Consider the following 11,678-nt stretch of genomic DNA (forward strand, 5'->3'; position numbering starts at 1 on the left):
GGAGAGGCTATGCCTGCCCATACGGAGGCGGGAGTGCTGCTGCTCGAGATCGCGGAGCAGCTCGCAGACCAAGTGACGGAGAGACAGTACGGCCTGCAGCCCGATCTCATCCACCGGTTCGGACCGGCGGGCCGAGAACGGACGAAACAGGATACGGTATTCAGCCTCAAATATTTGGCGGAGAGCCTCATGATGGATAGTCCTTCCCTTTTCGTACATTATATCACCTGGCTGAAGGCGCTTCTCGAGGGATACAAGGTCGGTGTGAAGGAGATGGAGATCAATCTCGCTTGTATACGGGAGGAAGTCTGCCGTACGATCGGAGGGGAGCAACAAGAGTACATCACCCGGACCCTCGATCTCGGTCTGCATCAGCTCACCCTCCCGGCCGAGGTGGCATCGTTCATCGCGGCCGATGCGCCGTACGGAGATGCAGCGGCGGAGTATCTGCGCATGCTGCTGGAGGGCCGCCGGCAGGAAGCGAGCCGGCTCATCATGGAGCTGGTGGAGGGGCGGACGCCGCTGGCCGACATCTATCTGCACATCTTCCAGCCGGTACAGTACGAGATCGGCCGGCTCTGGCAGACAGGCGGGATCAACGTCGCCCAGGAGCATTACTGCACGGCGGCCACGCAGCTCATCATGTCGCAGCTGTATCCGTACCTCTTCGGTTCGGAGCGCAAGGACCACCGGCTTGTGGCCACCTGTGTCGGCGACGAGATCCACGAGGTGGGTCTGCGGTTGGTATCCGATCTCTTCGAGGCGGAAGGCTGGGATACGTACTACCTTGGTGCCAATGTGCCGACCCGCAGCATCATTCAGACCCTGATCTCGCAGCGGGCCCATGTGGTAGCTATCTCGGCGACCATGACGTACCATGTCCATCTGGTGAAGACGCTCATCGAACAGATCCGGGCCTCGGAAGGATGCCGGGGGGTCAAGATCATGGTCGGCGGCCTGCCCTTCAATATCGATCCGAAGCTCTGGAGGCGGGTCGGCGCGGACGGCTGCGGCAGGGATGCGGGCGAGGCGGTTCGCCTGGCTGCAGAGCTGCTCCCGCAGGTCCCCGCATCCTAAGGAGGCAGTTTACCTATGACGATCGTAGAGGAACCGGAAGAGGCCCGGCCGCCGGAAGAGACACAGCGGCTGAGGGAGACCATTGCCCGGCTGTCGGACGAGCTTATCCGTTCCAAGCAGCGCGAAGATGCGGCGCTGACCGAATTCTCCGTGATGAATAACGAGCTCATCACGCTGCAGCGGCTGCTTGCGAAGACCAATAGCCAGCTTCAGGCGGCCAAGGAAGAGGCGGAGAGGGCGAACGCAGCCAAGAGCGATCTGCTGGCGATGATCTCCCATGAGATCCGTACGCCCTTAAGCGGCATCATGGGGATGTCGGAGCTGCTGGGACTCTCCGGCAAAGCGGCTGAAGCCAAGCAGGAGCTCGGGCTGATCCGTTCCTCGGCGGCCCTCCTGCTCACGATCGCCCAAGACCTGCTCGATCTCTCGCGGATGGAGGCGGGCAAGCTGACCCTGGTGCTGCGGCCGTTCCGGCTTCACGAGGTGCTGCTCCATGTTGTGGAGCTTCTGACGCCCTCCGCCGTCTCCAACGGAACGGCGCTGCTTCAGCAGGTGGAGGAAGGCATCGCCCCCGTCTTTGTCGGCGATGCCGACCGGATCCGCCAGGTGCTGATCAATCTGGCGGGCAACGCCATCAAGTTCACGCCGGGGGGCACGGTCTCCGTTCGGGTGGGGCTGTTGGAGGGCGACCGCCGTACTCAGCGGATCGCCCTGGAGATTCGGGATACGGGCAGGGGCATCCCGCAGGAGAAGCTGGCGGAGCTGTTCCAGCCGTATTACCAGGCGCATGACGCCGTTTCGGCGGATATGCCGAAGGGCACCGGCCTCGGCCTGTCGATCACGAAGCGGATCGTGGAGCTGATGGGCGGCACGATTGCCGTTGCGAGCGTCCTCGGGGAAGGCTCGACGTTCCGGGTGGAGCTGCCCCTGCCTGTCGGGGAGGACACCGAGAGGGATGGGGAATCCGATGCCGGCCCAGCCGAGTCCCCGCAGCATGCGGCAGCCAAGCAGGGGACCGCCGTCCTGCTGGTGGAAGACGACGCGATCTCCCGCCAGGTGATCCTGATGCAGCTGCAGAAGCTGGGCCTTCAACACATCAAGGCTGCCGGCAGCGGGACGGAGGCGGTAGAGGCCTGTGCCCGGGGGCCGTTCGACCTCATTCTGATCGATCATCACATGCCGGGGATGAGCGGCAGTGAGGCGGTGCGGGCGATCCGCCGGCAGGAGGCCGCCGCGGGACGACCGCGCACTCCGATCCTGTCGCTGTCGGGGTCCACGCTCGGCAGACCCGGGGAGGGACGCGTGCTGGGTCCCGATCTGGACGATGCCCTCATGAAGCCCTTCACGCTGAGGGCGCTGAGGGAGGCGCTCGGGAAGTGGCTTCCGGCCTTCCGGCCGGAGCCGCCGCCGGAGCGCCTCGAGCGTGAGGTGCTCGCGGAGCTCCTTGCGCTGGATCCGACCCGCGCCCTGCTGCGGCAGCTTGTGGCGGATTACCTGGCCGACACGCCTGAGCGTCTGCAGCAGCTGAGGGAAGCCGCCGGCCGCGGCAGCCATGAGGAGATTGCTCGCTTGGCCCACGGCCTCAAATCGGGAAGCGTTACGCTCGGCCTGCGCCCTCTGTCCGGCCTGCTGCATACGCTGGAGGAAGAGGCGAGGGAAGGTCAGCCCGCAGGGAAACTGTCCTGCCTCATCAGCGGGATTCTCGCCGAGTACGAGCGGGCCGCCGCTTCGCTGCGGGCGCTGGCCTGAGCTCGCCGGAGGGCCGTGGAGATCGGCTGGCGCAGCAGCACAAGAAAGAGTCCGTCCCCTGATGTCAGGAGGCGGACTCTTCCTGTCTGCGGAGCCATAGTCCTTTGGCGACCGTGTAGAGAACGAGCAGGGCCGGCATGGTCGTTACTTCCACGGCCGTCTTCCCCTGAGCCGCACTCTGCACAAGAGAAACGAGGGGGACAGAGCCGGCCGCGGCGAGAAGGAGGTGCAGCGTCGATGGGCACAGGCGGCATCTATTGGCCAGAAAGCGGACGCTCCAGGAGAGCAGGGTGCGGTAGATGAGGAAGACCGCGAGCAGGCCCAGGGCTTTTCCGGCAGCAGTCACGGGAATCACCCCCTTCGAGCGGATTCGGACGCAGCGGCTTAGGCTCAAGGCAATTCCAGGCAGCCGCGCACCCTATTCTGCTTACCCACCCAGGGAGGGGGTCACCCACGGGAGACTTTCGGGCACCATACGGCTTATGACGGATGTGTTGAAACAACAGGCCTGCCCGGCGCATGAAAAAGCAGCCTGCAGAGCTTGAAGCTCGGCAGGCTGCTTGGGAACCCCTCGCTAAGGGAGGGCGCGATTAGTACTGCGTGTTGCCGGATTGGGACGTATTGCCGGAGGCAAAGCCCTTGAAGAGCGTCGGTACGTTATGGTAGCGGGTGTTGGTGATTTTACCGGTGGAAACCGGGCTGTCCGTGCGCAAAATGGAATCCTTCACGTTGGAGATGTCGCTGGAATCCACGTTCATGACCACCTTGAACGTAGTGCCGCCATTTTGGCGGAGAAGCTTGCCGATGTCATCCGCACGGAAGTTCTTGATATTGAAGGTTCCGGCCGCATTGGCCTGGAATACTTTGTCGTACGCCTTGTAAGCGGACCCGCCCGTGATGTTCACCGTACCGGAGGACTTGAGCGTCAGGGCATCCTCGCCTACATCCTTCCAGTTTACATTCGTGATGTTGCAGCTGCCGTAGCAGTGAACGCCGTCAGCTGCCGGTGCGCCGAGGTTCACGTTCTTGAGCGTGCCGCCCGCTTCCACGCGGAAGACCGGCTTCTGGCCTTCGGCCTGGCTGCCGTCGCCCAGTGTGCTGGAGTTAGCTACATACGTGTTGCCGCCGCCGTCAAAGGTTTGGCCCGCAGCGACTACAATTGTAGAGTTTACTGTAACGGTAGCGGCTTGTGCAGGAAGTGCGGCGAAGACCGAAGAAACCAGACCGAGCGACAGCATCATGCTTCCGACTTTTTTCATTTTCATAACTAACGCCTCCATAGATTAGATTGGATTTTGTAAAATGGTTTACATCAACTTTCCGGTGATTAGGCTGGGTGGAAGGCACCTCCTTGTTCCGGGAGTAATAACAACGTACCAGAATTTCCTGATATCGGAAATAATCAGAGTTTTAGTTTGAAGGCGGTTTCAAGTAAAGGTTGAATGAGGCGTATCGGATTGACTGGGGCATATGCTCCTATGCCGGTGGAAAGTTGAATTTACACTATGGATGAAATGCGGGCTCCCATGTGGGGAGCGGGCCGGCGTGAAGAGAACACCGGAGCGGGAGTGCTCCCAAGTCTGCCGAAGCGCAGTGAAGCGGAATATGCAGGATTCAAGATGGGGTTACCGACTGCGGTATAGAGGCTGATTCGCGGGGGATCGAAGCCGGGGACCATGCGAGGATTATCGAACGGTCATCGCCCGAGGCTCCCCGGAGGTTGTTTGACCCTTTCCCCAAACAGGTAAGTAATAGTAACCACCGCATGAAAGGGGAGAACGAACCATGGAAACGCCCAAGAACACGGAACGCATGCGCCAGCGTGTGAACCGCGACCATCCGGAGCAGTATCCGACGGACAAGCCGAGTCTCTTCGATCTCTACGAAAGTGAGCAGACCGTGGACGCCATTCCGGTGGAGGATCTGACTTTGGAGCAGCAGGAAGAGAAGAACGGGGAAGAGACCAAGCACCGCTCTTCAAGCGAACGCAAATACCATCCGTAAGGGTGAAGCGGCCAACCGTATATAGCGGGACAAGGACATCGGGAGCACCGATGTTCTTTTTTTGAACGGACCCCGATCAGGGGTTTTTCTTATGAGTGTGATCTGGTTCACATCCTCGTTCCGGGGAGCGTGGTATAGTAAAGACATGAAAGGGAGCAGCACACGCGAGAGCATCGAGAGAAGATGAAGGGAAGCGAAGATCGTGAGCCCACCCCAACCGCCGAATCAGCCGCCCGCAAGTCGGTTACCAAACGTTCCGTTACGGTCAACGAAGTAAGGAAAGCAGTGCTAACCTAAATGTCCGCCTGGATCGAAAAAGATACATTTTCTGCACCCTACTTTGTGAATTAATTCACTTGATCTGATTCGAAACGCAACCTACTAAATATGAAGGAGATGCTTCCATTATGTTAACCCGATTTCTTAGAGACAATGTATACGCCGCCGGCCTGCTTCTGCTTCTTCGTCTGTATCTCGGTTACCAATGGTTTACCGCCGGCTTGCATAAGCTGACAGGCGGCTTCGATGCCGCCGGGTTCCTCAAAGGCGCCATTGCCAAGCCGGTGCTCGATAAAGCGACCAATGAACTCGTATATCCGACCTTCACGGCATTCCTGCAGCACTTCGCCCTGCCGAACGTGAAGCTCATCAACTTTATGATCCCAGTGGGTGAAACGCTGATCGGTCTGGGTCTGATCCTCGGTGCACTGACGACAGCCGCCGCGTTCTTCGGCCTGATGATGAACTTCATGTTCCTCTTCGCAGGTACCGTAAGCACAAACCCGTGGCTGATCCTGCTCGGCGTGCTCATCTTCATGGCCGGCACGAATGCAGGCCGGTTCGGCGTAGACCACTACCTGATGCCATACCTCCGCAAGCTGCGCCGCCAGGGCGGGGATGCGGCGGGCCGAAATAACGGAACGCCTGCCAAGGTCTAACCGAATCGATTCCGAGATACAAAAAGCCGGGAAGCTTGAGCTCCCGGCTTTTTGCTGTGTCTTTGCAATTCTCAGGGTGATCTTACCCAGTCTGTGGATGATGTCCCGCCTGCTTTTTCTTAGCGGCGTAACCGGCCAGAAGGACAACTGCAATGATGACGATAATGATGCCCCATTTGAGCACGCCGTTATCTCCGATAAATCCTTTGAGCAGGGGCTCGTCCGTAATCATCTTGCCTGCCGTCATGGCAAGCACGGCGGTGCCGAGATAGACGATGATCGGGAAGCGTTCGATGAGTTTCAGGATGATCGTGCTTCCCCAAACAACGATCGGAACCGATATGATCAGGCCGAGGACGACAAGGAGGAAGCTGCCGTGTGCCGCTCCTGCCACAGCGAGCACGTTATCGATGCCCATCACCGCATCGGCGATGACAATCGTACGAATGGCTTCTTTGAGCGAGGTGGTCGCTTTGATATTATCGTGACCCTTGTCGTCGGCGAGCAGCTTGTAGGCGATCCATACGAGCAGCGCGCCCCCGATCAGCAGCAGTCCCGGGATCTGCAGCAGCCATACCGCCACAAGTGTGAAGATGATCCGGATAATAATCGCGCCTGCCGTCCCCCAGTAGATTGCTTTCTTTTGATGCTCTTTCGGCAGGTCTTTGGAGGCCATGCCGATGACAATGGCATTGTCTCCGGCCAGGATCAAATCGATGATGATGATGGCTCCAAGGGCAGACCAGAATTCCGGCGAGAACAGTTCCATAATGAATGACTCCTCCCTTTGCATTGTAGTGTGACAGCGATCATGCAATTTTTTCTACACGTTTCGTCGTATCGCTTATACGAGATAAGGGCCGATACGTTTCAACGAAAGTGCAGCATCGTCGGATGCCGGTAAAACATGCTTACAGTTAGTATTACCCAAGCTGTTCGGGTTTACTTGAGGTCATGATTTCTTGGCAGCGGGGAGGAAGACTTCAGGCTTTAATGACAACAAAGAGCTTTCCCGGGCTCCCTATGAGATCCCGAGAAAGCTCTTTGTTCATGCCACGGATAAGGGGACGGCAAAGAGAAGGAAACCTGCCTCCGTGCCGGCTGGTGAATGGCTGCGAACGGCAGGGCTTGCCCCTGCGTCCTGCCTAATAGCTTGTCTTCAGCCAGTTGTCCTTCGACCAGACGAGCTTGCCTGCCCCGGAGCCGTTCGATGCCGTCAGCCTGGCTTTCAGGGTAGAAGGATCCTCCGCCGTGTAGCTGTATGGCAGCGAGGAGAAGCCGTTCCAAGAGAAAGCAACTACCGGTGCAGGCACAGGGGCAAGCGGGGAGCCGGAAGTATCGCTGCTCCCGCGGAACGAAGTTCCGTTCAGCGAGTAGAGCGTGTCGAGCACCCGGATTTTGCCCGTGTAGCTGCTGTCCGCAGGATCCGTCTGGTTATTGCGCACCGGGCTGGCCACGTCGATGATCTGCGATTTCTCGACGAGGACAGCTCCGCCTTCCGTGGAGATAGCGCCGTTGCTCGTCACGCCGAACTTGTAGCCCTTGGACTTCAGCACAGTCTCCATCGCGGTGGTGATTTTCTTTTTGGCGGCATAGGCGGCGGCGCTGTCCATCACAATATTGTAGGCATGGGCGTTGCCGCCGCGCAGACGGGGCATCCGGTCCTGGATGTCCTTGTAATAGTTATGGTGCAGAGTCACCTGCAGATTCGGATTCGTGGAGTCGAATTCGGTGGAACCCACGAGATGGCCCTTCTTCTGGGACGAAGCGACGGCGATGATATCTTCCTTTGTCAGGCCGATCGCGCTGCTGCGCAGGTAGGCGTACATCGGGTAAGCGGAGGGATTCGCTTCGAGCGCATCGATCTGCTTGCGGACCCAGCTGCCCGAGCTGCCGTCATCCCCCTTGAAGGTGGACCAGGAGATCGTCACGCCGCTGCTGCCCTTCTTGACATCCACAAGTCCGTCATACGCCTTGTTGAACGTGCAGTGGTCGATCCATACCTTGCTGTCTTCCTCCAGCGTGACATAGTCCCAGTCATTCTTGTCATAGTCGCCTTTGGTGGATTCGTCCCATTCCCACAGCTCATCGAACTCCAGGTTGCGGATGATGACATTGGAGCTGCGTTTGAAGGTGAAGGCGGCATGCTTGATCTTGGCACCGTTCGCGGAGAAGATGGTCAATCCGTTGAAGCTGTCGACGTTGATTTTGCTCACGCCGGTCGTTTTGAGTACAGGATGGGTCAGCGGCGCATTATGAGCGGCAAATGGGGAAACCTGTGCAGCAGCGGGAATCTCGTTCCAGCCCAGGTTCAAGTCGTTCATGATCTCGATGACCTTGACACCGGACCCTTTCTTCAGCGCGGCGGCAAGATCAGCCGCAGTGTAAACCTTCTTGTACCGGGCCGTGTCGGTTTCCGAGATGCTTCCGCCTCCCGTGTTGCCGGCCGAGAAGCCGGTCAGGTTGTAAGGCGCGAGGGCCGGATCGGCGGCATTCGCACTCATCAGGGGCATGGCGGACACCATGAGCGCTGCGGTTGTGAGCACTTTCAGTAAGCGTTTGCTTTTCATATGAAGTTCCTCCCATGTTCATTTGGATTGGCATTGCTGTTACTGCAGAATAGCCGCTGTCAGTAGTGCGCACTCCTCCTTTCCCAGATGCAACCAAGCGTAGCACCGGGGTCGAATTACAGCAATGCGCTGATTTTAACTTGTTGGGGCGGTCGGCAATTGGAAGGGGATATGAAGAAAGAAAGCATTATGCACTTCTGCCAAAAGTTCCTAAAACCCAATGTCCGGATTATTGCCGTTATGGTGCCGCTCCCTGATAATGGGGCTACACCCGGATGGGCAGCACCTTCAGCCGGGGAATGGGCCGAAAGGAGAGGATCCTTCACTTCATCTTCAAGCACGAGTGAACAGATGAACGGAATCACCTGGGAGAGGACAGAACTCCAGGCACTCTATCATTTAGAATGAAAATCCTAAGGAGGAATCATTAACGTGAAAAAAGGACGCATGAACAAACCTGCAGCGCTTCTGCTGTCTTCCGCCCTGGCGGTCTCCATGCTGGCTGCCGCACCGGCCGCCGCCGCTCCCGAGCCGATCTATGCCGCACCGAACGGCTCGGCAAGCAACCCCGGCACGCTGAGCGCGCCGACCACACTGGCCGCGGCACTCACCAAGGTGGCTTCGGGGGGCACCATCTATCTGCGCGGCGGCACCTACAGCTTCAGCTCCACGGTGACGATCGACCGCACGAACAGCGGCGCTTCCGGCGCCCGCAAAGCTATCGTGGCTTACGGCACGGAGAAGCCCGTGCTTGATTTCTCCGGCCAGACGTTCGACTCCGCGAACCGCGGCCTGCAGATCAACGGCCACTATTGGCTCGTGAAGGGGCTGGAAGTCAAGGGCGCCGGCGACAACGGCATCTATATTGCCGGCAATTACAACCGTCTCGAGAACGTCGAGGCGCATCATAACCGCGACACAGGCATCCAGCTCGGCCGGTATGCTTCGACCGCCGCGAAGAGCGAGTGGCCGAGCTATAATGAAGTTATCAATTCGTACTCCCATGACAACTTCGACCCGGATAACGGTGAGGATGCGGACGGATTCGCCGCCAAGCTGACGGTCGGACCGGGCAATGTGTTCGACGGCTGCATCGCTGCCTACAATGTGGATGACGGCTGGGATCTCTATACGAAGACGGATACAGGGGCGATCTCCCCGGTAACCATCCGTAACAGTGTGGCCCATCACAACGGCCAAACATCGGACGGCACCTCCACAACCAGCAGTGACGGCAACGGCTTCAAGCTTGGCGGCGAGAAGATCGCCGTGAACCATATTGTGCAGAATTCGGTCGCGTACCAGAACAAGAAGCACGGCTTCACGTACAACAGCAACCCGGGATCCATCCAGTTCAAGAACAACACGTCCTGGAGTAACGGGCAGAGCAACTTTGCCTTCGATGTCGGCACGCACGTCTTCACGAACAACCTGTCGTACAAAGGCGGATCGAGCGACAAGACAAGCGGCACGGATGTGTCGAGCACGAACGTGTGGTGGAAGGACAAAAAGACGGTGAACGCCAAGGGCCTTGCGGCCAGCGACGCCGACTTCGTCTCCCTGACGCCGGCGGTCTCCCGCAATGCGGACGGCTCGCCGAACCTCGGCAGCTTCCTCAAGCTGGCTGACAGCAGCGATCTCAAGGGAGCCGGAACACCAAGCGGCACGGACATCGGGTATATCCGCTAAGCGGGAATCTGGGTCGGATCAGCATAAGCGGCCATAAGCGGCATAAGAGGCAGCGGAACATGAACACATGGCGCCTGGTATTCAGGCGCTCTTTTGCATGCTGCGAAAGGCCGGAGGGTGGGATCAGGAAGAGGCGGAGAAGTTGGGCGCAGATGGCCTACTCATTTGGAATAAATTGTTTCGGAACACGTGAACATTCTCTGGTATAATGAGTAAAACGAATCGGAAGTTCTCGTCTTTGCCCTATATGCCGCTGCCAGAGATGTTTTGACTTATGCCGTCTTAGAAGAGGGGAAAAAGCCATGCTCCGGATCATCTTGTTCTACGTACCGATGGGAACCTCAGCCCTGCTCGCCGCCTTGACCCATGTGATCATCAACGGCGTGCTGGCCCGTTCCGCGAATCCCGACGTGACGATCTCCTCGTACGCCGTAGCGCTCAGCCTGTCCTTCCTGATCGATCTGCCGATGAACATCATCCGCCAGACCTCCAGCAAATATTCGCGCGACCGGGTCTCCTTCCGGTCCGTCGCCCGTCTGACCGCCATCGTCTCGGGAACGCTGGTCGCCATCAGCGCCGCGATCGGCTGGACGCCGGCCGGAGAGCTCCTGTTCCGGTACGTGTTCGGCGTCAAAGAGTCCCTGGTCGGGCCGACCGTCGGCGTCTATCAGGTGCTGGCGTTCATGTATGTGTTCACGGCTCTGCGCAGCTTATTCCAAGGCGTCATCATCAATCAGCTGCGCACCGGGTGGATGACGTTAGGCATGGCGGTCCGCGTGGCGGTCATGTTCGCCATGTCCTGGTACTTTATCCGCGAGGGGATGACGAACGACGGCCGGATCGGAGCTTGGATCTTCGTAGTGGGCCTCATCATCGAATGCATTGTCGCCGTGTGGGAGGGCCTGGCCCTGCGGAAGGCTCTGCCCCCCTCAAGGGAAGAGCAGAGCGTGGGGAAGGTGGGGCTGCTGCTGCCGTTCTATCTTCCGCTGCTGTATTCGTCGATGGTCCTCGTGCTGCTCAACCCTTCGATCCAGGCCGCGCTGAATATGAGCTCGGACCCGACGCTGGCAGTAGCCGCTTATGCCGTGGCGATTCAGCTTGCGAATATGGTGGCCTGGTTCTGTGCGTCGGTTCACCAGATTGTGCTCCAGTTCTACGAGAATGAGCGCCGGAACGTGCTTCTCGTCGTCACCGGTCTCTCCATCCTCTCCCCGTCTCTGCTCCTCGGCATATCGTCACCGCTGGGCAGACCGCTGCTCGAAGGGCTGCTCGGACTGCACGGCCCACTGCTGGCCGAAGTGCGGCACCTGCTGCTCTTCCTGTCCGTGCAGGCGCTGATCTTCCCGTGGATCGACTTTGTGGCAGGCAAGTGCATGATGCTCGGCCGAACGAAGGCGATCATGGCCAGCAAAATGGTCTCCGTCGGACTCTCCCTGGCACTGCTCATTCTGCTGGTCTACACCATGCCGGGGCTGAACGGGCTGCTCGCCGGACTGGTGACGGCTATCGCGGCCCCGCTGGAGCTGCTTGTCATCTGGCTGTGGCTGAAGCGCCTGGAGCAGCGGCCTGCCGCACCGGCCCTGCAGGGGACGAAACCGGCCTGAGGTTGCACCGGCGTAAGGAACGCCTTATGATAAAGAAGCGATAACTA

Annotated in this window: 10 protein-coding genes; 6 read left to right on the forward strand and 4 right to left on the reverse strand. The window is 59.0% G+C overall.

The window, feature by feature from the left end:
- The first annotated feature begins 9 nt into the window (after nt 1–9).
- Together ACP26L_RS02325 and ACP26L_RS02330 are read left to right on the forward strand one after the other, a co-directional pair.
- Nucleotides 10–1,077 carry a cobalamin-dependent protein gene (locus ACP26L_RS02325; protein ID WP_426450893.1) on the forward strand — a complete coding sequence of 356 codons (1,068 nt, stop codon included), beginning with the start codon at nt 10–12 and terminating at the stop codon, nt 1,075–1,077.
- 15 nt (nt 1,078–1,092) lie between these two features.
- A complete protein-coding gene (locus ACP26L_RS02330) occupies nt 1,093–2,826 on the forward strand; it encodes an ATP-binding protein (RefSeq protein WP_426450894.1) in 1,734 nt (577 codons plus the stop codon).
- Between the two features lie 64 nt (nt 2,827–2,890).
- Here ACP26L_RS02330 and ACP26L_RS02335 read toward each other — a convergent pair whose 3' ends face one another.
- The gene (locus ACP26L_RS02335) at nt 2,891–3,172 is read right to left on the reverse strand and encodes a hypothetical protein (RefSeq protein WP_426450896.1); all 282 of its coding nucleotides are present in this window, start codon (nt 3,170–3,172) and stop codon (nt 2,891–2,893) included.
- A 244-nt stretch (nt 3,173–3,416) separates the two neighbouring features.
- Nucleotides 3,417–4,091, reverse strand: a complete 675-nt coding sequence (locus ACP26L_RS02340) for a pectate lyase (protein WP_426450897.1) — start codon at nt 4,089–4,091, stop codon at nt 3,417–3,419.
- Between the two features lie 520 nt (nt 4,092–4,611).
- On the opposite strand from ACP26L_RS02340, the gene ACP26L_RS02345 reads away from it, so the two are divergent.
- Nucleotides 4,612–4,830, forward strand: coding sequence for a hypothetical protein (locus ACP26L_RS02345; RefSeq protein ID WP_013914223.1), 219 nt, complete (start codon nt 4,612–4,614; stop codon nt 4,828–4,830).
- A 407-nt stretch (nt 4,831–5,237) separates the two neighbouring features.
- Entirely contained in the window at nt 5,238–5,768 is a 531-nt protein-coding gene (locus ACP26L_RS02350; protein WP_426450899.1) for a DoxX family membrane protein, read from the forward strand.
- A gap of 82 nt (nt 5,769–5,850) precedes the next feature.
- Here the strand turns inward: ACP26L_RS02350 and ACP26L_RS02355 are convergent, their stop codons facing one another.
- Together ACP26L_RS02355 and ACP26L_RS02360 are read right to left on the reverse strand one after the other, a co-directional pair.
- Complete coding sequence (locus ACP26L_RS02355) at nt 5,851–6,537, reverse strand: TerC family protein (protein WP_426450901.1); 687 nt, start codon at nt 6,535–6,537, stop codon at nt 5,851–5,853.
- Between the two features lie 376 nt (nt 6,538–6,913).
- Nucleotides 6,914–8,338 carry a hypothetical protein gene (locus ACP26L_RS02360; protein ID WP_426450903.1) on the reverse strand — a complete coding sequence of 475 codons (1,425 nt, stop codon included), beginning with the start codon at nt 8,336–8,338 and terminating at the stop codon, nt 6,914–6,916.
- Nucleotides 8,339–8,833: 495 nt separating this feature from the next.
- Between ACP26L_RS02360 and ACP26L_RS02365 the strand changes: the two genes are divergently transcribed.
- Both ACP26L_RS02365 and ACP26L_RS02370 read left to right on the forward strand, forming a co-directional pair.
- On the forward strand, nt 8,834–10,027 hold the full coding sequence (locus ACP26L_RS02365) for a right-handed parallel beta-helix repeat-containing protein (protein ID WP_426454789.1): 1,194 nt from the start codon (nt 8,834–8,836) through the stop codon (nt 10,025–10,027).
- Between the two features lie 302 nt (nt 10,028–10,329).
- Nucleotides 10,330–11,631 (forward strand): hypothetical protein, encoded by a 1,302-nt coding sequence (locus ACP26L_RS02370; protein ID WP_426450904.1) that lies wholly within the window; start codon nt 10,330–10,332, stop codon nt 11,629–11,631.
- The last annotated feature ends 47 nt before the right edge of the window (nt 11,632–11,678 follow it).

This window comes from Paenibacillus sp. S-38 (genome assembly GCF_049942825.1).
Lineage (GTDB): Bacteria > Bacillota > Bacilli > Paenibacillales > NBRC-103111 > Paenibacillus_G.